General features: G+C 46.6%; 25 protein-coding genes. 19 read left to right on the forward strand and 6 right to left on the reverse strand.

The window, feature by feature from the left end; translation table 11 throughout:
- Window positions 1-99: 99 nt before the first annotated feature.
- Both M1K58_RS18645 and M1K58_RS18650 read right to left on the reverse strand, forming a co-directional pair.
- Entirely contained in the window at window positions 100-303 is a 204-nt protein-coding gene (locus tag M1K58_RS18645) for a DUF378 domain-containing protein (RefSeq protein ID WP_256760386.1), read from the reverse strand.
- 80 nt (window positions 304-383) lie between these two features.
- Complete coding sequence (locus M1K58_RS18650; RefSeq protein ID WP_256760387.1) at window positions 384-887, reverse strand: GNAT family N-acetyltransferase; 504 nt, start codon at window positions 885-887, stop codon at window positions 384-386.
- Window positions 888-1001: 114 nt separating this feature from the next.
- Between M1K58_RS18650 and M1K58_RS18655 the strand changes: the two genes are divergently transcribed.
- The 3 genes from M1K58_RS18655 to M1K58_RS18665 all read left to right on the forward strand — a co-directional run bounded on the left by M1K58_RS18655 (window position 1002) and on the right by M1K58_RS18665 (window position 3884).
- On the forward strand, window positions 1002-1634 hold the full coding sequence (locus M1K58_RS18655; RefSeq protein WP_256760388.1) for a DUF975 family protein: 633 nt from the start codon (window positions 1002-1004) through the stop codon (window positions 1632-1634).
- Window positions 1635-1780: 146 nt separating this feature from the next.
- Window positions 1781-2980, forward strand: a complete 1200-nt coding sequence (locus M1K58_RS18660; RefSeq protein ID WP_256760389.1) for an MFS transporter — start codon at window positions 1781-1783, stop codon at window positions 2978-2980.
- Window positions 2981-3029: 49 nt separating this feature from the next.
- Window positions 3030-3884 (forward strand): sulfurtransferase, encoded by an 855-nt coding sequence (locus tag M1K58_RS18665; RefSeq protein WP_256760390.1) that lies wholly within the window; start codon window positions 3030-3032, stop codon window positions 3882-3884.
- Window positions 3885-4167: 283 nt separating this feature from the next.
- On the opposite strand, the gene M1K58_RS18670 is transcribed toward M1K58_RS18665, so the two are convergent.
- Window positions 4168-5055: an AraC family transcriptional regulator gene (locus M1K58_RS18670; protein WP_256760391.1), complete on the reverse strand. Its 888-nt coding sequence runs from the start codon at window positions 5053-5055 to the stop codon at window positions 4168-4170.
- Between the two features lie 227 nt (window positions 5056-5282).
- On the opposite strand from M1K58_RS18670, the gene M1K58_RS18675 reads away from it, so the two are divergent.
- From M1K58_RS18675 to M1K58_RS18690, 4 genes are read left to right on the forward strand one after another with little or no spacing between them, the layout of a single operon-like run.
- On the forward strand, window positions 5283-6155 hold the full coding sequence (locus M1K58_RS18675) for a sugar phosphate isomerase/epimerase family protein (protein ID WP_256760392.1): 873 nt from the start codon (window positions 5283-5285) through the stop codon (window positions 6153-6155).
- A complete protein-coding gene (locus M1K58_RS18680) occupies window positions 6152-6841 on the forward strand; it encodes a histidine phosphatase family protein (RefSeq protein ID WP_256760393.1) in 690 nt (229 codons plus the stop codon). Before M1K58_RS18675 ends, M1K58_RS18680 begins: the two co-directional genes overlap by 4 nt.
- Window positions 6831-7028, forward strand: a complete 198-nt coding sequence (locus M1K58_RS18685; RefSeq protein WP_256760394.1) for a hypothetical protein — start codon at window positions 6831-6833, stop codon at window positions 7026-7028. Before M1K58_RS18680 ends, M1K58_RS18685 begins: the two co-directional genes overlap by 11 nt.
- A gap of 37 nt (window positions 7029-7065) precedes the next feature.
- On the forward strand, window positions 7066-7452 hold the full coding sequence (locus M1K58_RS18690) for an S-layer homology domain-containing protein (RefSeq protein ID WP_256760395.1): 387 nt from the start codon (window positions 7066-7068) through the stop codon (window positions 7450-7452).
- A 104-nt stretch (window positions 7453-7556) separates the two neighbouring features.
- On the opposite strand, the gene M1K58_RS18695 is transcribed toward M1K58_RS18690, so the two are convergent.
- Entirely contained in the window at window positions 7557-8168 is a 612-nt protein-coding gene (locus M1K58_RS18695; RefSeq protein WP_256760396.1) for an Hcp family type VI secretion system effector, read from the reverse strand.
- Window positions 8169-8395: 227 nt separating this feature from the next.
- Between M1K58_RS18695 and M1K58_RS18700 the strand changes: the two genes are divergently transcribed.
- The 10 genes from M1K58_RS18700 (at window position 8396) to M1K58_RS18745 (ending at window position 18267) form a co-directional block, all read left to right on the forward strand.
- Window positions 8396-9946 carry an ABC-F family ATP-binding cassette domain-containing protein gene (locus tag M1K58_RS18700; protein ID WP_256760397.1) on the forward strand — a complete coding sequence of 517 codons (1551 nt, stop codon included), beginning with the start codon at window positions 8396-8398 and terminating at the stop codon, window positions 9944-9946.
- A 43-nt stretch (window positions 9947-9989) separates the two neighbouring features.
- Window positions 9990-10592, forward strand: coding sequence for a class I SAM-dependent methyltransferase (locus tag M1K58_RS18705; protein ID WP_256760398.1), 603 nt, complete (start codon window positions 9990-9992; stop codon window positions 10590-10592).
- Between the two features lie 284 nt (window positions 10593-10876).
- Window positions 10877-11506, forward strand: coding sequence for a 2OG-Fe(II) oxygenase (locus tag M1K58_RS18710; protein ID WP_256760399.1), 630 nt, complete (start codon window positions 10877-10879; stop codon window positions 11504-11506).
- Between the two features lie 198 nt (window positions 11507-11704).
- A complete protein-coding gene (locus tag M1K58_RS18715) occupies window positions 11705-12157 on the forward strand; it encodes a MarR family winged helix-turn-helix transcriptional regulator (RefSeq protein WP_256760400.1) in 453 nt (150 codons plus the stop codon).
- A 111-nt stretch (window positions 12158-12268) separates the two neighbouring features.
- Window positions 12269-13852, forward strand: coding sequence for an ABC transporter substrate-binding protein (locus tag M1K58_RS18720; RefSeq protein WP_256760401.1), 1584 nt, complete (start codon window positions 12269-12271; stop codon window positions 13850-13852).
- 15 nt (window positions 13853-13867) lie between these two features.
- Window positions 13868-14851 (forward strand): ABC transporter permease, encoded by a 984-nt coding sequence (locus M1K58_RS18725; RefSeq protein ID WP_306220562.1) that lies wholly within the window; start codon window positions 13868-13870, stop codon window positions 14849-14851.
- 5 nt (window positions 14852-14856) lie between these two features.
- The gene (locus tag M1K58_RS18730) at window positions 14857-15702 is read left to right on the forward strand and encodes an ABC transporter permease (RefSeq protein WP_256760403.1); all 846 of its coding nucleotides are present in this window, start codon (window positions 14857-14859) and stop codon (window positions 15700-15702) included.
- Window positions 15703-15725: 23 nt separating this feature from the next.
- Window positions 15726-16721, forward strand: coding sequence for an ABC transporter ATP-binding protein (locus M1K58_RS18735; RefSeq protein WP_256760404.1), 996 nt, complete (start codon window positions 15726-15728; stop codon window positions 16719-16721).
- Window positions 16721-17746: an ABC transporter ATP-binding protein gene (locus M1K58_RS18740; protein ID WP_256760405.1), complete on the forward strand. Its 1026-nt coding sequence runs from the start codon at window positions 16721-16723 to the stop codon at window positions 17744-17746. The genes M1K58_RS18735 and M1K58_RS18740 overlap by 1 nt, the downstream gene beginning before the upstream one ends.
- A 29-nt stretch (window positions 17747-17775) precedes the next feature.
- Window positions 17776-18267 carry a hypothetical protein gene (locus M1K58_RS18745; protein ID WP_256760406.1) on the forward strand — a complete coding sequence of 164 codons (492 nt, stop codon included), beginning with the start codon at window positions 17776-17778 and terminating at the stop codon, window positions 18265-18267.
- A 38-nt stretch (window positions 18268-18305) separates the two neighbouring features.
- Here M1K58_RS18745 and M1K58_RS18750 read toward each other — a convergent pair whose 3' ends face one another.
- Window positions 18306-19319, reverse strand: coding sequence for a zinc-dependent alcohol dehydrogenase family protein (locus M1K58_RS18750; protein ID WP_256760407.1), 1014 nt, complete (start codon window positions 19317-19319; stop codon window positions 18306-18308).
- 118 nt (window positions 19320-19437) lie between these two features.
- Here M1K58_RS18750 and M1K58_RS18755 point away from each other — a divergent pair, with 118 nt between their 5' ends.
- Together M1K58_RS18755 and M1K58_RS18760 are read left to right on the forward strand one after the other, a co-directional pair.
- A complete protein-coding gene (locus M1K58_RS18755) occupies window positions 19438-19818 on the forward strand; it encodes a winged helix-turn-helix transcriptional regulator (protein ID WP_256760408.1) in 381 nt (126 codons plus the stop codon).
- A gap of 267 nt (window positions 19819-20085) precedes the next feature.
- On the forward strand, window positions 20086-20856 hold the full coding sequence (locus tag M1K58_RS18760) for an SDR family NAD(P)-dependent oxidoreductase (RefSeq protein WP_256760409.1): 771 nt from the start codon (window positions 20086-20088) through the stop codon (window positions 20854-20856).
- Window positions 20857-20939: 83 nt separating this feature from the next.
- Here M1K58_RS18760 and M1K58_RS18765 read toward each other — a convergent pair whose 3' ends face one another.
- Entirely contained in the window at window positions 20940-21551 is a 612-nt protein-coding gene (locus tag M1K58_RS18765) for a TetR/AcrR family transcriptional regulator (RefSeq protein WP_256760410.1), read from the reverse strand.
- Window positions 21552-21573 lie beyond the last annotated feature (22 nt).

The following is a 21573-nucleotide window of genomic DNA, read 5'->3' on the forward strand; positions in this document are numbered from 1 at the left end:
GAAGGGGATAGTGGCAAAAAGGAAAGAAAAAGACTGCGAGAGTAGCCACACCCGGCATCCCTGCCAAGCTGGCGTCACGCAGCCATAAGCGGACTTACATTAGTCGTCTCTGGCAACTTTGGGGAGAAGAACGAGAGCGTAGAGTGCTGCGAGACCGACTACGGAATACACAATTCGTGTGCCGACCTCATCCGCTGCCCCGAAGATTTCACCGACGACGTCATACTCGAAGACGCCAACAGAAAGCCAGTTCAAACCACCGAGGATAATAAGAATCAGACTGATGACATTTAGTACCTTCATTCAGTTACAGCCTCCTTAATGGGGATTCGCCCCTTTTTGGTGAAACTGACTAAAGAAGTATACTGATTCTTGGTTGTTCCCTATAGTTGTATGAGAGGGCTTTGCTCCTTATTCCATACCATGCAGAACACACTGACGGTTCCATGAGATGCTAAGCGCTCGTATTCATCTGTAATAATAAAGCCCGATTTCTCGTAAACGCGAATAGCGCGCTTATTCCACTGCTCCACCTCAAGGTCAATCTCCGCGTCCGGCTGTCGACGACAGCACTCTTGAACGACTAACCTAGTCAGCATTGCCCCCCAACCTCGATCACAGCAGTCTGGTCGCAAGCCCATTCCAATTCGCAACGTACGATCCATCGGAAATAATTGCACATAACCAACCAGCTCTTTGTCCTTTGTTGTCCGCACGGCTAAATATTGCTCATGCCGAATCTCAGCATCAGCGAACTCCCGCCCATACTTCAACATAGTCTCCCAAGCTGGCCAGCGGAAAAGTTCATAAGGTGCTGGATAGCGCCATTCGCAGATCGCTTGTCCATCTTCTTCGCTCATAGGCTCTAGCTTTAAGAAAATTTCCATATGGATATAATCACTCCTACCCCTGCATAAAAATTTAGTGATTCTATTATTAAGGTTGGTCAACAACGGGAGAACATCTACTTAATAATATCATTCTGGAGGGGGAATTATTTCGTGCCGACTAGTTCCGAGATTCGTGCCCGGGCATGGGCAAGCCTTAGTGGCAATTGGACGACCGCAGTTCTTCATTTTCTACTGTACTATGTCATTATTTTCGTATTAGGATTATTCAGCTTGATTCCAGTGGTGGGATGGTTATTAATCATTCTGGTGACAGGCGCATTGAGCTATGGGCTGTATAACTTCTACTTATCGTTCTCCCGAAATAGAATTCCTGAAACTGAGGAATTGTTTAGTGGATTTCAGAGGTTCGTTCCAACGTTTGTCCTCTATATCCTTATCGCTATCTTCACTTTTTTATGGTCACTGCTATTAATTATTCCTGGTATTATCGCAATGCTCCGCTATTCCCAAGCTTATTATATATTGCGGGATAATCCACAGATCGGTGGACTTGAAGCACTGAATAGAAGCAAGGCAATGATGGCTGGCCACAAAGGAAGACTATTCGTATTGGTGCTTACGTTCTTCGGTTGGTACTTATTAGGAATAATCACTCTTGGGATTGGATTTTTGTGGATTGTCCCGTATTTCTACACTGCTCTTGGTCACTTCCATACGGATCTGAGCAATCGTTTCGCATCGTTACCTCTACCACCAAATCCTTATACAGGCATAAATGCTTGATTGTAAAGGAACTTTTATCACATCCAAAGTCGGACTCTTCGGAGTTTGACTTTTTGTTATGGATTAGCGTTTAAAGGAAGCCTCATTTCTTCTTGCATGGTATTATAGAAATGATGGTTAAAAGTGTTATAAGGGAGAATAAAACAATGGCTCGGCTAGTCTTCTTAGGATGTATCGCGTATTTAGCTGTCGGGCTTGGGCAATTGGTTGTGGGTACGATCATGGAACCCATGGTAGCCGCATACGGCATACAATACGGTGACGGTGGTCAACTGGTTATGAACCAATTTCTTGGCGGGATGGTCGGTATTACGCTGGCGCCGTGGTTAATCGGACGAATTGGAAAAAAAGCATTATTACTTACAGCGCTCGGCATTATGGCTGTTGCGCAAATCGCCTATTCTTTTCAGCCGGAATGGGGGACTATGCTTACGATTGCGCCTTTTGCTGGATTTGGCTTCGGTACGACAGAGGCGGTGGTGGGCTCGTTCATCATTGGCTCAGCCATGGGAAATGCGAATGTGGCTATGAGTCGGGTTGAGGTGTTTTTTGGAGTGGGTGCGCTGATTATGCCCTTCGCGGGTGCGGCGTTAATCTCAAATGGACACTGGATTCTAGCATTCGTTGTTGTTGGAGTGATAGCGGTAATTACGCTGGTGCTATGGTTTCTTTACTGGCCAAAAATATTGGATCAGCCGATTGAGAGCAAAACGGCTGTAGAAGCTCAATCAACGAGGATGCCGAATCGAGCTCGTGCAATCGTCGTTTTGGCTGCGTGTTCTATATTTTTTGCGGTATACGTCGGGTTCGAGATGAGTTTTATTCATTACCTACCCTCGTTGCTAGTACAAAACAACGGCCTATCCGATTCGGCGGCATCGTTGTCGTTAAGTATTTTCTGGGGTGCAATGGTTATTGGACGAATCGTTTCCGGACATGCTGCAGATCGCTGGGGCGGCGGGGTTTATATGCTCGTTACCTGTATTTCCGCGGCGGTGGTGTTTATCCTCATGGGTGGACTTGACAGTGTGTGGGCAACCTTCTTGCTCACCTTCCTAGGAGGGCTTGCGATGTCTGGGATGTTCGCCATTGCGCTTGTATTCGCCAATCGAGCGGTACCTGGAATGACGGAACGTACGACGAGCTTGCTAATGGCTTTCGGAGGTATTGGCGGGGCGTTGATGCCTAGATTAACGGGCTGGTTTCTGGACGACTATGGTGCGGATGCAACTCGTTGGTTATTTGCGGGCTTTGCAGTCTTGATGCTTGCAGTTATTGTATGGGCGTTGCTATCGGCGAAGTCGTTGAAGAGGGCACGTACTCTCTCTGAAGTAGCTCCTGCTTAATAAAGGAGTTAGAATTCTATTATTCTTATTAAAAGGTGGTTAGTCGATCGTGCAGAATATTGTTCCCGTTAAGTGGGCGTTAGCCCGTCTATATGAGTCAGATTTGGTCATCGTGGACTGCAGGTTTCAGTTAGGGCAACCGGATGCTGGGCGTAAGGCGTATGAAGAAAGTCATATTCCTGGTGCTTTGTATCTGGACTTAGAGAAGGATCTCTCCGCGCCAATCGACGTGCATGGAGGTCGTCATCCGTTGCCGGATGCAGCCGAGTTAGCTGCAAGGTTTGGCAAAGTGGGTATTAGCAATGAGTCACGGGTTGTTGCTTACGACGATCAAGGTGGGGCAATGGCTTCACGTCTGTGGTGGCTCCTTCAGTATTTAGGCCATAAGAACGTATTTGTTCTCGATGGAGGATTCTCAGCATGGCAGAAGGTCGGCTGTCCGGTTTCGGCTGAGCAAAAGGTTCTTATTCCAGCTTCCTTCATCGCATCTGTACAGCATAATATGCTCATTGAGGTGGACGAAGTTCGTGAATCGCTTGGCAAAGAGGGCGTTGTCCTGATCGACTCACGTGAAGCTCCGCGTTATCGCGGTGAGGTTGAGCCGATCGATCCGGTGGCGGGACATATTCCAGGTGCAAGGAATTTGTTCTGGGCGGAAGGTCGTCATGCCGATGGCACATGGAAGAACGGGGATGAGCAGCGTGAGCGGTTCTCCGGTCTATCTTCCGATGATGAGATCATCGTCTATTGTGGCTCGGGCGTCACAGCGACTCCGAATGTTCTGGCTTTACAGGAAGCGGGCTTTACTAGAGTGAAGCTGTATGCGGGTAGCTGGAGTGATTGGATTACTTGGCAAGATAACCCGATTGCCGTTGGAGATGAGGAAGAACCGAAGAAGGCATAACAGTACTTTAACGTTGAATACATCGCCATGTGGCTCAAGAGCCCCGGCGATGTATTTTTTATGCCCTGAAGTCAACATGGAGTCAACAATTGTCTTCAGAAAGTGTCCTCACTGATTGTGTTGGGCATTTTTGTAGTATTAAAATACCAATGTATCTTGCCCAAAGATATGCTTTGAATCAACACTCGAAGAGTGTTCGGGGAAAATCAACAAAAAGTCAACATCCAGAGTTGAAGATTAATCGAGGTGAGCCGTACCAAAAATAAGGGCCAGTTTTTAGTGTTCAGGTGCAGGCCGAATTTTGGTCGTATTGTTGGTACTTTAAAGTAAACGCCTGTTTACGAAAAGTATTCGGAGAACAGCCGAAGCGTCTTGTAAACGCTCGAGTGAACGAATAAATATCAGGATAACCCACGGATGAAGCAATTTCAGTTACGGATAATGAGCTATCCTGAAGCAATTGCTTGCCTTGATCCAGTCGCGTCTTAATTAAATAATCGGAAGGCGGCATCCCGACTTCTTTGGTGAATATTTTAGACAAATACGTTCGGTGCAGCCCTACATACTTCGATAAATCTGCCACTGTTATCTTTTCGCTGTAATAAGCATGGATAAAGTCAAGACACTTATTTACCCCATCGCTCTGTGAAGGAGGTAATTTACTATCGGTGTCCGGCAGCAGTTTACTAAAAATCCGATACATCAAGCTGATCATCGTTATCAGATGTTTGCGGCCGTTACCTTTGCATCTTTGAAAAATCTGATGTAATACCAACTCAATATCCTTATCAACTGCTCCTCTTTGAAAGGGCTTATCCTGAGCAAAACCAATCAAAGTCAATAGTTGTTGGGCCTGGTGCCCATCGAAGGTGAACCATGTCATTCGCAGGTGACGTTGCGGATTCGCAATTTGATAGGAGTATATTTTGTTCGGGAATTTGCAAAACATATCTCCTTTACCCAAAACGACCTTTCTATCGCCATAAATCAGCTCAACTTGTCCATCATGAATAAAATGGATGTTGCAATACGGAATTTGCCGCGGACGGATTCGATAAGTCGGCTTTGCTATATTAGTTCCCATGCGGATCGGCCATACGCCTCCTAGCTCAGCGAAACCATCCGGCTTAAAGTACCACATATCGACATATTCCACGAGCGTTTCCTGCATCTCCGAGCCCCCAATAAAATCTACAAAGACTACAAAATGATAAAAATAAACTACTTGGTGATATTTTCTATACAAGGGAAGAACGGTAAGATTTATTTGTATTCTATTATCTAATTAAGAATATTTTATCTGCTTTCGCTCATTCTGCATAGTTAATGAAAGATAGTAATGGACTTGATCTTGAAGACGATAAGTTAAATTGAATACTAACTACAGGAGGATGTCTTATGAGAATTTCGACGTCGCTTAATGTTTTTGATTCAGGGATTGCACGGACGGAAGCCGTTCGACGATGCGCCGCTGCGGGTTTTGTTTCGCTTGATATGAACTACTGGGATTATCAAAAGCAATTGATGCAAACGAGCGTTAATGAAGAAGAAGCTTGGGCGCGTGAAATTCGGGACACCGCGGACAGCTGCGGGGTTCGGTTCACGCAAATGCATGGTCCTGTCCACGGTACGACCTTCACCGACCTAGATTGGGACGATTCACTAGAGTCATTTGAACGAATGCTCGAAAGATCGTTAAGAACGGCGCATATATTGGGGGTTCCATGGGTTGTGTTTCATCCGGCGAATATATCGAAAATCGGTTCCGGAAGCCGCGATGAGATAATCGAATTCAATGCGCGCTTTTATAAAAAATTCGTACCTATACTAGAAGAAACGGGCGTTGGAATTGCATTGGAAAACAACTGTCTTAATCGCCTTTTTTTCCCGTCCTATTTCGCGTTGCCGGAAGATTTAATCGAACTGATCGATACGCTGAATCATCCACTCATCGGCGCTTGCTGGGACACCGGCCACGGAATCATCGAATCTGTCAATCAAAAAGAAGCTATTGTTGCGCTAGGCAAACGTCTTAAAGCAACTCATATCCAAGATAATAACGGAAAAAAAGATCAGCATTTGCTGCCATACCAAGGTTCAATCGATTGGAAAGAAGTCGTACAGGCGCTTGTTGCGATCGGTTATGAGGGTGATTTCACTTACGAAACGCATAACAGCGTCCGCAACTTGCCAGACGAAATCCGCGACGCGGGATTGAGATATTCGTACGAGCTTGGAAATTATGTTCTTTCTTTGGGTAAACAACCATGAGAATACTATTGATTCGACATGCGGAGCCGGATTATCCCAACGATACGATAACGGCCGCGGGGCATTTGGAAGCTCAGGCGCTTGCGGGATATTTACGGCAGACGGGAGTGGATCGTATATTTTCTTCGCCGATCAATCGGGCCATCCATACGATGAAATATACAGCCGACAGTCTTGGTATCGTACCCGTGATTCAGCCTTGGACTCGCGAACTGAACTGGATGACGACGGACGAACAGGGCAATCCGATCGCGGGATGGGACATCCCGGGCGAACGGGTACGCGCCGGTCGGCAGTCCGATCACGGCATCTGGCTGGGGGCTCCTTACATGGAGTATGCCGATCCATTCGAAACGTTAAAAAGAGACTCCGACGAATTTTTACGGCGGCTTGGTTATGTTAGGGAAGACGGACGATATCGAATCGAGATGCCGCACGAAGAGACGATCGCCGTATTTTGCCACATGGGCTTCGGGCTTACTTGGCTTTCGCATTTGCTGGAGCTACCGTTTCCGATCGTGTGGTCCGGGTTCTGGCTTCCGCCAAGCTCGATCACCACGATTCTATTCGAAGAGAGAAGCGAGCATTGGGCCGTTCCGCGTTGTATTGGCTTAGGCCAGACTGCGCATCTTGATAAGAAGGGACTTCGAGTCTCTACAGCCGGATTAAAGGCAAATGATAAATAATATGCTGCGCAATGGCGAGAGAAGAGAGGTTTCCAGCTTTGGTCGTTATGTAGAAAGGGTCATTTATTTACCTACTGGCGTTGAGGGAACAGCTTCAACGGTAGTGGTTTGGGATCAGAAGCTAGGCATACGTCCGGTCCCAACTGAATTTACTGAAGTTGATGGACATCAAGTCGCTATTGACTGATATTCAAGGACATTGGGCCGCTGCGGAGATTGCTGACATGAATAGCAGAATGATCGTACATGGAGTGAATGGAAGCCGCTTCAATCCTGGAGCTACGATTACGCGGGCTGAACTCGCTGCTTTGCTTGCAAGAGCGTTGGGCTTGCCTGAAAGCGGAGAGCTTGCAGATTTTCGGGACGTGAGCGAGTCGAGTTGGTACAGCGGTGCCGTAGAGGCAGTTAATGCTTACGGAATTATGGATGGTTATAAGGACGGAACATTTGGACCTAATCAGGAAGTATCGCGACAAGAAGCGATCGTTGTGATTGTTCGAGCATTGCGACTGGCCGATGCGAGTTCAGCAGGAAGCCATGCCGGGGCACAAGTAGATTTATCTGTTTACACCCTGGATCGTCGATCAACATCAAGGTTCTGTTCACATTAGCAGTGAGGTAGGGTGTGGCACAACGGTTACGATTCGTTTTCCGGCGATTGGATAGATAATAGAGACTCCTCGGATTGGTTGTACCGGTGCCCGACATCAAATGATCAAGATATTTGCTTGTTGGCTTTGAGGTCCCAGCCACCCTTAATCGCCGGATTAAGCGCACCGCTGGAATTCATCGAAGTGTAGCTCATGGTAATAGAAATAAAGCTAAGACCGATCTTTTCGACGCCGCCGTCGAATTCGTACGAATTAATGAAGACGTCGCCCAAGTCGACCGTCAGGAACGCAAGCGGCTTCGCCGTAGCCCCTCCTTTGACGAATACGAGAGAAGCGGTCTTAATGGACGATCCCCTCGCTAACGTTAGCATAAGCGGGACGGAGGCGGAATCCGGCGCCTTGGTGAATTGGAGACTGTCGAATGAGACTTTACCGGCGCCGGACCCACTTGTTACGGTGCCAACGGAGATAAGGTTCTTCATCCCGAATTGGACGTTATCGTTCACCACGATCCACTTCTCATAGCCTTTGGTGACGGATTCGCCGGTAAATCCGTCAAGCTTCAGATAGACGTCGTAGACGGGAACCTCAGAATCGGCCTTCGCGAACGATCCTCCAAATGTGGCCACCACCAACGCGGCCGCACAGATTAGCAACAGTGCGACGGTTTTTTTGAAAGTGCCTGCGATTGAATACGAAATAATAATCCCTCCCAATGAATGTTCAGCCTCAATACACTATTCCGCCGACCCTACGAAGAGAACCAACAATTCATCCTCCCTTTAATCGGAGTTCGAAGCGACTAAGCTCCAGACGATTGTTATAGTCAATTTGCCATCTGCGTATCTGCGTTACCTATTATTTTCGTGATACAATGATTTGGATATATCGAAAGGTTTGCAAGTTTTAATTATGGTGCATATATGAATGGGGATATAGAAAAATGAGTTTGTTGACAGTTGAGCACTTATCGCACTCGTTTGGCGATCGAGTATTGTTTAAGAATGTGTCTTTCCGTTTGCTTGAGGGGGAGCATGTTGGGTTAGTTGGTGCGAACGGTACAGGAAAATCCACGCTTATGAATATTTTGACAGGAAAGTTGTTGAAGGACGAAGGTAAAGTGGAATGGACGCCCAATGTTCGTTACGGTTATTTGGACCAGCATACTAAGCTTGAAGCGGGTAAAACCATTCGAGATGTTTTGAAGGATGCGTTTTTGCCTTTACTCGTATTAGAAGAGGAGCTTAACGATGTTGCTGTGCAGATGGGCGATGCCGATCCGGATAGGTTGGATCAGTTATTGGTGCGTATGGGAGAGATTCAAGAGGAGCTTGATATCGGCGACTTCTATTTAATCGACGTGAAGGTTGATGAAATGGCAAATGGTTTAGGCCTTAATGCGATCGGGCTTGACCGCGACGTCACGGCGCTTAGTGGTGGACAGCGGACGAAGGTGCTGCTCGCGAAGCTGCTGCTTGAAAAGCCGGGTGTCTTATTGCTGGATGAGCCGACGAACTATTTGGATGAAGAGCATATTAATTGGCTGACGAATTATTTGAAAAACTATCCCTATGCATTCGTTCTTATTTCTCATGAAACGGGCTTCATGAACCAGATCGTCGACGTTATCTATCACCTTGAATTTACGAAGATGACACGTTACTCGGCCAATTACGAGAAATTTCTGGAGATGGCTGATCTGAACAAAACGCAGCATATCGACGCCTACGAGAAACAGAAAGAGTATATTAAGAAGCAAGAGGAATTCATTCAAAAAAACAAGGCACGTGCTTCTACTTCCGGACGCGCGAAGAGCCGCGAGAAGCAACTCGACCGTATCGATCGCATCGATAAGCCGGAGGAAGCGGCAAAGCCGACCTTTAACTTTAAAGAATCCAGACCGAGCGGCAAGACCGTATTTGAAACAGCGGGAATGGTGATCGGCTACAATAAGCCTCTTCTGCCTAAGATGGACATGGTCGTTGAGCGAGGCGATAAGATTGCCATCGCAGGCTGCAACGGCGTGGGCAAATCAACGCTTCTGAAGACGATTCTTGGCGTTATTCCTCCGCTGGAAGGCAAGACGTATCAGGGCGATTATTTATCTCCTGCTTATTTCGAGCAGGAGGCTAAGGCTCCGACGATGACTCCGCTAGAGGACGTATGGGATGAGTTTTCCTTTATGAACCAGCATGAGGTACGGGCGGCGCTTGCCCGCTGCGGACTAAAGAACGAGCATATTACACGCCCTCTTAATCAGCTCAGCGGTGGAGAGCAGGCGAAGGTTCGTCTTTGCAAGCTGATGATGCAAGAAAGCAATTGGATTCTGCTTGATGAGCCTACGAACCATTTGGACATCGTCGCCAAAGCTGAGTTGAAGCGAGCGTTGCAAGCCTACAAGGGTACAGTCGTTCTCGTCTCTCACGAGCCTGATTTTTATGAGGATTGGGTAACAAAAACGTGGGATGTAGAAGCCTGGTCTATGCAGAGCTAGAGGAGATGGATAGACTTTTGGGTGGCAGATAGGAGGAATACGAATGGGAAATACAGATAAGTTTGAAATGATAGCTCAAATGTACGACACTCCTGAAAGAATCCAAATTGCAAAGGTATCCTCAGATGCCATTCGTAAATATGTAGTTGACGCGAAAAATAAGAATGCTGTTGATTTTGGCTGTGGAACTGGTCTTGTCGGAATGCACTTGTTAAACGAGTTTAATTCTTTGCTTTTTCTGGATGCATCCCAAAACATGATTAATCAAATCAAGCAAAAAATTTCTGAATTTGATATTCAGAATGTAGATACATTATGCTTTGATTTTGAAAAGGAAGATCTAGCGGATTTTCATGCTGACTATATTTTTATGGCTCAGGTTCTCCTGCATATTGATGATGTTGAATTCGTTTTATCAAGGTTATTTGATGTTCTGAATGAAGGAGGGCATTTACTGATCGTAGATTTTGATAAAAATGAAAAAATAGTTTCAGATATCGTTCATAATGGATTTAATCAAGATGAGCTGACTGACATGATGACTAAAATAGGGTATAAGGATATTCAATCCAAAACTTTTTATTCCGGAAGTAAAATATTCATGGGACAGGATGCATCTATGTTTATTCTTGATTCTCAAAAGTAAGCTTCTAAGACAGGACCATTTTGTCATAAATAAAGGCCGGTTGGCTCTCTCTTTCGAGAAGCTACCGGCCTATTGTTATATACACACACCGCCATATTCAGGCATGTGCTAATATCTCGTCGTTTTCTTTTTTGCAGAAATTTGTTGAATCACACCGAACATGACTAATAGGATCCGATAAATATAAATAGAGGGAATTAAATGTCCGATGAAGAATTAAATAGAACAACTGACAAAAAATAGATTGAATATGTCCTTAGTATTTAATCATGGAGGATGTATCTATGACAACTAAAGAGCAGACGATAGTAAATTCTATTGGAAACAAAATCGTCACGGCGGACAAAGAGATTAATATTGTCGGTAAAATGGATGAACCTCTTATATTAATATTGGAAGACGTATTAAGCTACGAAGAGTGTGATGCGTTGATTGAATTAGCTCAAGACAAAATGCAGCGAGCGAAAATTGGGAAATCCCATGAGGTAAGCGATATTAGAACTAGCAGCAGCATGTTTTTTGAGGAAAGCGAAAATGACTTGATTCAAAAAATCGAAACTAGAGTTGCTGAACTGATGAGTATACCCGTTTCGCATGCTGAACCGCTGCAAATTTTACATTATAAAGCGGGGGAACAGTATCAGCCGCATTTTGACTATTTTACATCCGCAAGTATTGCCAACAATCGCATAAGTACAATGGTAATCTATTTGAATGATGTGGAAGAAGGCGGTGAAACGTATTTCCCTTCGCTTCGTTTTACGGTCACGCCTAAAAAGGGAAATGCCGTCTATTTTGAATATTTTTATAACGATAACGTCATTAATGAACTCACATTGCATGCGGGAAATCCTGTTACTGTTGGTGAAAAGTGGGTAGCGACTCAGTGGGTGAGAAGACAAAGATATCGCTAAAGTTAAAGGACAAAATTCAAAGAATGCCTTGCCCATTGCGATTATTTGGGGCGGGTTTTTTTTATTAATTTTATAATCCCGACTATTCCAAGTGATTATTTTTTGAAAAAAAGATTGACGATGTAAAGGTATCCGTATACTATTTACTTATCACAATAATATTTATCGCGATAAATAAATGTGAACAGAGGTGGAGTCATGGATCTCGTTAACTACAGTATTGAGATTGGCGGATTATTGCGAGTAATAGATACAAAGCATTCGAAGATTATCAATCAGTTCTATTCGCCGCAAAACCTTACCGGTCCCTCGATCAACATTTTGCTGCTGCTAGAGAATGAAGGTCCTTTAAGAGTGGGGGATATCGGCGCCGAGCTGAATATGGTTGACAGTAATGTATCGGCCATCTGTTCTCGCCTGGAGAAAATGGATTTAGTTAGCCGTGTTAGGGTGAAGGATGATCAGCGTGTCGTTCAAATCCAGTTGACAGAAACAGCGAACGAACGGATGCAGGATATTCGTTCCAATGTCGGCGATTTTCAACAATTGTTTGTTAAGAATGCGTCACCACAGGATTTAGAGGATATTTTGAACGGGTTAAAGAAGCTTGAGAATCTTCTGGACAACGTGTTGAGGGAAAAAACGGAATAAGGTTAAGGCACGAAAGCTGTGCACGTTTTTTTAACTAATTAACCAAGTATTCACCTGTGAATTATTTGATTTAGACGATTGGGACATCCCAAATTAATAGGAGGAATTGATATGTTAAGAAAAAGAGGTTCGTGGATCACGGCAATGCTTCTGGTTATTTCGCTACTTGCTAGTGCCTGCAGCAACAACAAGCCTGCGGTAGATGATGCCACAGGGAGTTCGGTATCCAAAGAGGGTGGCAATATAATCATAGCGATTAAGGCAGATCCCCTGACTTTTAACCCTATTTACGCAGGTGACAGTATTTCGCTTACGATTGGGAATGCATTGTTCGCTCCACTGATTAGCGTTAACAATGGGGAAAAGCGATTCGTGCTAGCTGAAAGCCTGACCCCTTCGGACGATTTGAAGACGTTCACACTGAAGCTACGCGAGGGTCTAGTATGGCATGACGGACAACCGCTGACAGCGGATGATGTCGTATTTACGTTCAATAGCTTGTTGGATGAGAAGCAACATAGCTATTTCCGTAGTTCGTTTGTTTTCGAGGGAACGCCGATTCAAGTGAGCAAGATAGACGATCGCACGGTTCAATTCGTTCTGCCAGAGGCATCGGCTGCGTTCGAGAGTGCTCTAGTCCAGATCTACCCCATTCCGAAGCATATTTTCGAGGGAGAAGTTGATTTAGAGAAGAGCGAGAAAAACAATAATCCAGTAGGTTCCGGTCCGTTCAAATTCAAGGAATATCGTTCGGGTGAATATGTGAGCTTGGAACGCTCGGATACTTATTTTGCAGACAAAGCAAAGCTCGACACCATTACTTACCGTGTCGCTAAAGATAGTAATTCTTCGGTTCTAGCCTTACAGAACGGCGAGCTTAATTTGTTACGCATCGAGCCGCAGAACTACAACTCAGTGAAGGAATCCGGCAAGTCGGAAGTGATCATGTTCCCATCCGGTGGTGTAACGACGATGGTGTTCAATATGAATATCGAAAGCATGAAGAAGAAAGAGGTACGGCAGGCGATCGTCCATGCGATCGATAAGGAGGAGCTGATTAAAGCAGGCTTTAATTCTACGGATTTTGCCGAGCCGGCTACGTCGATATTCTCCCCGGACACGACTTATCTGAAGACTGATCTGAAGTCATATGAATACGATCAGGACAAAGCTAGGGAATTGCTTAAATCAGCTGGAGCGGAAGGGCTTAAGATCCGGTTCGCCTACTTTAACGCCAGCACACCTGAAACGAACATGGCGCTATTCGTTCAGCAGAAGCTTAAGGAGATCGGTGTCGAGATCGAACTGATTCCACTTGATGGAGCAGCTCTTGGTAAGAAGGCACTAAACAAGGATAACACGGACTATGACATGTCCTTCGGTGGTTACAGCATGGGCTACGAGCCAGATGCTTACAAGGTGCTGTATTTGAGCGACGCTGCTTATAATTATTCTCATTACAAAAATTCAGAGTTCGATCAATGGTGGCTGCAAGCGGCGGTTGAGACGGATGAAACTAAGCGTGCTAAGCTGTACGAGCAAATTCAAGAGCTGTCCGCTGAGGAAGTAACAACCTACCCGATTGCTTACGGGAAAACGATCATTGCTGTGGATAAGCAGTTCGGTGGACTGGAAGAAGCTGTAGAGAAACCAGTTGTTTTGTTCGATGATATCTCCAAAATTTATAAAAAGTAATTATGATTAAAGCGGATGGGCAAACAGCGCTGTCCAGAAGGAGTAACGGTGAAAAAGTATCTATCGCGTCGATTGCTTCAGCTTATTCCGATGCTGCTGTTTATATCCGTGGTCTCGTTCGCGCTCATCCGGCTTGCTCCGGGGGATCCCGTGCTGTCGTTCGTCACGCCGAACATGAGTCCGGAGGATGTTGAGCGGATTCGAGCCAGCATGGGTCTTGATCAATCGTTAGTCCAACAGTATACGTATTGGCTGAAGAACGTGATGACGGGGAATTTTGGCTATTCTTTGCTCAATCATAGACCTGTGCTGGATCAAATAGCGGAACGCATTCCAGCGACACTTGGTCTGATGGGAGCGTCGCTGGTCATTTCTCTTGTCATCGGTATCGCACTGGGGCTGATCTCGGCTTTGAATAAGAATAGGCTGATCGATCGGGTGCTCAGCCTCCTTTCTTATATCGGGATTTCGTTACCAGGTTTATGGTTTGGTATGATTCTCATTTATATCTTCTCGCTTAAGCTTCATTGGCTGCCGAGCATGGGGATGCGAACGATCGGCGTGAGCTCGATAGGGGACGTTATCCTGCATGGGATTATGCCCTGTCTAGTACTGAGCATAAGCAACATCGCAGTGTTTATGCGATACATTCGATCAAGCACGATTAGCCAACTGGAAGAAGATTACGTGCAAATCCAATATGCTTTCGGCTCTACCAGAACGACGGTTTTGTTGCGGCACGTATTGCGCAATGTGCTACTTCCAGTTATTACGATACTTGGCTTGTCCGTTCCGGAGATCATTACGGGAGCGTTTATCGTCGAGAGCATTTTCTCTTGGCCTGGGATGGGTTCGCTCGGCATCAACGCCGTCTTCAGCCTTGATTATCCTATGATTATGGGCATTACGATGATGTCGTCGTTCTTGCTGATCTTCGGCAATCTGCTGGCGGATGTGCTATACGGCGTGGTCGATCCCCGAATTAAAGCGATGAGGTGAACAAAATGAACCAGATGAGATGGAAGCTTCTCACGAGGCAGCTTCTGGAACAGAAATCCGCCTTGATCGCTTTGATCGTGCTCGGAGTCTATGTGATTGCGGCAATTGCCGCGCCGCTGTTTACACAAGATCCGAATACAATCCATCTGGATGAGCGATTGCTGCCACCAAGCTCGCAGCATTGGTTCGGTACGGATGATAATGGCCGTGATTACTTTGCGCGAGCGGTGTACGGAGCAAGGGTCTCGCTTAGTGTTGGAGTTCTAGCGATGATTGTATCGGTCGCCATTGGGACAATGGTCGGAGCGATCAGTGGTTATTTCGGCGGTAAGATCGATAGCCTGCTGATGAGAGCCATTGATATCGGGATGTCTATTCCTTCCTTCTTCTTAATGCTTATTTTGAATGCTTACCTAAAACCAAGCATCCTTACAATTATTCTTATTATCGGTCTGCTCAGTTGGATGTCGATTTCTCGAATCGTGAGAGCCGAGACGATATCAGTCAAGGAGCGGGAGTATGTGCTATATGCGCGGCTATCGGGTCATAGCTCGTTACGAATAATTACGCGTCATATTATTCCGAGCATCGTTCCGACGATTATTGTCGCCGCAACCCTTAATGTCGCTGGCGTCATCATGATGGAAACGGCGCTTAGTTTCATTGGGCTGGGAATTCTGCCTCCGAATGCCTCTTGGGGCAGCATGCTGAATAACGCTAAAGGGTATATCGGAGAGAATCCTACTCTGGCACTGTTTCCAGGGCTGCTTATATTAACGACAGTACTAAGCTTTAACTATTTGGGCGACGTATTTCGTGCCGCATTCGAGCCGAAAACGAACCGGCGCTAAATTTGAATTAACGGGGTGGGAGCATGGCTGAATTATTGTCCGTTCATCAATTGCGGACCTCGTTTTCAACGCGGGAAGGCGAGGTGCAGGCTATCCGGGGGATTAGCTTCTCGGTCGGCGAGGGGGAGATGGTTGGCATCGTCGGAGAATCGGGGAGCGGCAAGAGCGTCACGGCCAAGTCGATTATTCGTTTAATGCCTCCTTCCGGTCAAATCGTCGGTGGAGAGGTGAAGCTACGGGGAGTTGATATCGCCGGCTTGTCGGAAGAGAAGCTGCGGGCGATACGGGGAAATCGGGTTGCGATGATCTTCCAAGACCCTATGACCTCTCTCAATCCTGTACTCACGGTCGGTGCCCAATTGATCGAGGTGCTTCGTCGCCACCAGAAATTGAGCAAAGCGGAAGCTCGCCGCAAAGCGATCGAATGGTTCGGGGAAGTAGGTATTCATTCACCGGAAACCAAAATCGATCAGTATCCACATGAATTCAGCGGCGGTATGCGACAACGGGTTATGATCGCCATGGCCTTGTCCTGCAAGCCGGAGTTGCTTATTGCCGACGAGCCGACCACCGCGCTTGACGTGACGATCCAAGCGCAGATTCAGGCACTGATGAAGAGGCTATGCCAGAGTACGGGAACCTCGGTACTTCTAATCACGCACGATCTCGGAGTCGTGGCGCAAGTATGTACGCGCGTAATTGTTATGTATGGCGGGCTGGTTATGGAAGAGGGAGCTGTTGAGGATATTTTCGAATCTCCGCAGCACCCTTACACGCAAGGCTTGCTTCGCTCGATTCCGAGGATGCTCGACGGCAAACCGGAGCGACTCGTTCCTATTGAAGGTTCACCGCCGAACTTACTAAACCCGCCTCCAGGATGCCCGTTCATGGAACGCTGTCCGCATGCTATGGATAAGTGCTCTCTCATGCCGCCATACGTAGAGTCGAAGCTTGGCCACCGTTCGCTATGCTGGCTAAGGGCTGACAATCCGGGATCACGATTGGAGCGGGTACTATAATGGATAACCCTATTTGGACTGGGGACGAGCAAACGACGCGGAGTAATCCTTCCTTAATTGAAGTCCGCGGGTTAAAAAAGTATTTTCCAATAGAGAAGTCCTTGCTGGGGAAAACGACTAGAGCGTTGAAAGCGGTCGACGATGTAAGCTTCCATATCGATCGTGGAGAAACGTTCGGACTTGTCGGAGAGTCTGGCTGTGGGAAGTCGACGACCGGACGAAGCGTTGTTCGTTTATACGATATTACCTCTGGTGAAATTCGATATAACGGCGTTGATCTGACTGCCTTGAACGAGAAACAGATGAGGCCATACCGTCAAAAAATGCAAGCGATTTTCCAGGATCCATACTCTTCGTTAAATCCAGGAATGAATGTGCTGCAGCTCATCAGCGAACCGATGGAAATCGCTAGAGATTATAGTCGGGCGGATCGACGCGATAGAGTAATGGAATTGCTGGAAAAAGTGGGGTTGAAGCGGGACCATGCAAATCGCTACCCTCATGAATTTAGTGGGGGCCAGAGGCAGCGTATCAGTATTGCGAGATCGATTGCCTCGAATCCCGAATTCGTGCTATGCGACGAGCCGATCTCTGCCCTCGATGTGTCCGTACAAGCTCAAGTCGTCAATATGCTAGAGGATTTGCAGGATGAATTGGGCCTGACTTATTTATTTATTTCCCATGATCTTTCGATGGTGCGGCATATTTCCGACCGCATCGGGGTTATGTATCTGGGCAGGCTTGTGGAGATTGCTTCCAGTGAGGAGCTGTATGCTCACCCTGCACATCCTTATACTCAGGCACTACTAGCGGCGATTCCGGTTCCCGATCCGAAATCTATCTTTGCGGCCTATCGGCTGCTGCAGGGAGAGCTTCCGAGTCTGCTTGAATCGGATGGAGGCTGCAGGTTTCGATCGCGGTGTCCATTTGCTTCACAGCGCTGTGCAGAAGAAGAGCCGGAGCTTCAGCTTGTAGCATCTGGACATTATTCAGCCTGCCACTTGCACGATGGCCCCGGCGTGTAAGTAATAATTGGATGATAGGAGGGGAAAGAATGAGCAATCGTGCAAAGTTATCGCAGCATACTGGAATTCTGCTGGAGAGGGCACGCCGCTTTGGTATATCAGATGAGGCATTGCTTGCCTGCATCGCTACTGGCGAAACTGCTCCATTACAGGTGGCTGTTGCACAATATTACAGCTATGACGAATTTATCTCATACGCACATATCCATAAAGAAAGACTAGAGGACGCGGTTAGATTCGGATATCAGATGAAGTTCAATACGCCAGGTGGCGTACAGCAATGGCTGCGGGAACGATTCGAGCTTGAGGTGGAAGTTGATTTCAAAGCATTCACAGGTCGCGTGGACCAAGTGACTCTGAGTAACGAACAGCTTCGTCTACTGAGCGAAACTTTAGCGGATAACTGGGTAATTCTTGAAGATGGAATTGCTCTGGAAAGAGAGCGGACGTCCTCAGATAACTCTTGCGTAGCGGAACCGAGAAGCTTGATGCTGATTATCCGATCGGAGCATAAAGCTTGAGCTCTATCTCCGAATGCAGAAGGTAAATGAATGTTAGATTAGAATACGATGCCAATCTTACCGAAATAGGAACCTTCCGCCAGATGGCGGAGGGCTTCTACCGCTTGAGAGAATGGAAACTCTTTATCGACAATCGGGCGCAGGCTATGGTGCTCGATCGCGGCATTCATATTCTCAAACATTGCACGGCTGCCTACGTTAATTGCCTGAAGCTTTGCTCTTCTGAGAATGGCTGGAACGATGGCCAAGCTTTCGACGCGGTCGCCCGATAGAATGCCGATGATACTCACTTGTCCACCGACCTTTAATGCGGAGATGGAACGATTAAGCGTATTCCCACCTCCAAGGTCGATGATATGATCAGCTCCCCGCCCTTGGGTGTACTCTAATACAGCTTTGTCCCACTCCACCATTTGCATGTAATTGATTCCGTGGTCGGCGCCTAACGCTTTCGCTCTTGCTAGCTTGTCATCATTGCTTGAGGTTACGATGACTTTGGCACCTTGAAGTTTAGCGAATTGCAGGGCGAATAAGGAGACACCGCCGGTACCTTGGACGACAACCGTATCCCCCGCTTTTACTTTGCCCTCCTCTACGACTGCATGCCAGGCGGTAACACCAGCGCATGGCAGAGTCGCTGCTTCGACATCAGTCAAATATTGGGGTACACGAACCAATCCTTCCTCAGGCAGCACAACATACTCCGCGAGCATCCCATCGAGCGGACTCCCCAACGAGGAAATCCAGTTCTCTTGCGTCGCTTCACCCAACTTCCAGCTTTGAGTAAAGATCGCGCTCACGCGTTCTCCTATTCGGAACTTACTGGCTTGTTCACCTAAGGCGATAATTTCACCTACCCCATCCGATACTGGAACAAGCGGCACGTTTAACTCGGGGTTATAAAATCCGTTTATGACTCCTATATCACGTGAGTTCAGCGATACAGCCTTCATTCGAATAAGCACTTCGCCTCGTGCGGGGTTTGGAATCGGACGATCAATTTCTACGAGGTGATCGAGTCCAAAGCCGCCTTGAATAACGTAAGCTTTCATTATGCATCTCTCCTTATTTGGGAATAGACACACAATAATCCATATAATAAGATGTAGCTAGACGGCACTTTAAGGTCGGTTACGAACCCAAAGGTGCGTAAAGAGAGGACGGATACGTATGAAGAAGCCATCGGACATATCCCTGACGGTTTGCAGCTATAGTCATGTGTTGGAAATCGTATCTAATAAGTGGTCAGCTCTGGTCATCTACGCCTTAGAGGAAGGGACCATCCGATATGGGGAGATAAAGAGGCGCATTGAAGGCATATCACAGAAAATGCTAACTCAAACCTTGAGGCAACTGGAACGGGATGGATTAGTCAATCGGAAAGTCACACCGGCGGTACCGCCTGTCGTCGAGTATACATTAACCCCGCTTGGGGAAACGTTGATTCCGTGTATGAAAATGTTAAAAGAGTGGGCATCCGAACACTACTCCGTTGTGAGGAAGGCAAGAGAAGAGTATGACCTCGGAGTAGCGGATTCTATCGTTCGGTAGTCGTCAGATTCCTAATAAGGGTTAGATACATTGCTCACTGGGTCATGCCCTGTGGTGATGTATTTTTTTTATTTTCCAGGTCAACAGTTATATTGCTTCAAGTTACTTTTAAGCGTACATTCTGTGGTAAACGAACAGATTCGCTTCAGACTGTTGCTTAACAAACAGAATCCTTGCGGTTTGCTGATTGAAGAGCGCTTTAATCACTCTCTATACTTAGGGAGGGTAGGCATATTACAAAGCGCGCCAAAAGAAGGGATGACGGAAATGGGTAGACTGACAGGGAAAGTAGCGATTATTACGGGAGCAGCAAGTGGTATGGGCTTGGCCGGGGCACAATTATTTGCTAAAGAAGGCGCAAAAGTCGTCGCGACGGATGTAGTCGAGGGTGCTTTGCAAGAGCGAGTGAATGAGATTGTGGCAAATGGTGGAGAAGCAATCGCGCTAAAGCTTGATGTTTCCAGCCCGGAATCATGGAAGGCTGTTGTGGATGCAACCATTTCGAAATATGGAAAAATTGATATTCTTGTTAACAATGCAGGAATTCATATTGCAAAAGGAATACTTGAAGCGGAGCTGGACGATTGGGAGAAGGTCATGTCCATCAACAGCACCGGTGTATGGTTAGGAATGAAGTCCGTTATCCCGCATATGCAGAAGAACGGACAAGGTTCCATTGTGAATACGGCATCCATTGCTGCAATTATTGGCGGTATTTCCGATGGGCATGGCGCAGCCTACAGCGCATCCAAAGGTGCCGTGCGTGCGCTTACTAAACATGCAGCACAGTGGTTTGCCAAAGATCAAATCCGTGTTAACTCGGTTCACCCAGGAGCTATATTTACGGGGATGGTAGAAAAAGCAGGCATTAAATCACAGGTGGAAATGGGCACGCATTATAAAAATTTGGCGCCGTTAAGTCCACATGCCGGCGAATCGATGGATATTGCCAACGCTTACCTGTACCTTGCTTCGGACGAATCCAAGTTCGTGACGGGTATTGAGCTGACTGTCGATGGCGGTTGGATTAGCAACTAAATGAACAATATCCAAAGAGCAACTAAATAAACAATATCCAAAGAGTTCCTGGCGAAAGCCAGGCTCTTTTTTGTTATCGTAACTTAAGCCAAGCTAAGATTCGATCGATATTCTTCGTTAGCGCGGTTCATACGCGTGAATTCCAATAGCTGCTCTGCCATATAGGAAGAGCTGTATTTGAAGTCGCACTGTACCCATTCGGTAATGAGGCCAAGTACGGCATGCGCTTGATAGCACGCGAGTAGCTCCTTGTTGATCTTCGGGTTTGGAGACATATCCGTTACATCGTTTAGATACAGGCTTTTGAGAGTCTGATTAATCGTGTCCCGGAAATCTGACAGGATATTCGTTCTCACCATTAAGGTATATACGTTCGCGTAGGCATATACATGATCAAAAATTTTGATGGCCGACGCGTTCAAACTTTGCACATCGAAGTCCCGACGTTGTAAGTATGGAGCTCGATACGAGCGAATGAGATCGGTAATGACATCGTCCAATATATCGTTGAGCAGATCTTCCTTGTAAATATAATGCTTATAGAAGGTGCCTCGATTCAAATCGGCCGTTTTTACGATATCGGATATGGAAATGTTACTGAACGGTTTATGAGACATCCATTCGAGCAATGCCTGCTTCAAGGCAGATCTTGACTTGTGTACCCGACGATCGGTTTTGGACAACGAGTTAAGCACAAAGGTTCCTCCTCGTTCTGTA

The organism is Cohnella sp. WQ 127256 (assembly GCF_024519285.1).
Taxonomy (GTDB): Bacteria; Bacillota; Bacilli; order Paenibacillales; family Paenibacillaceae; genus Cohnella.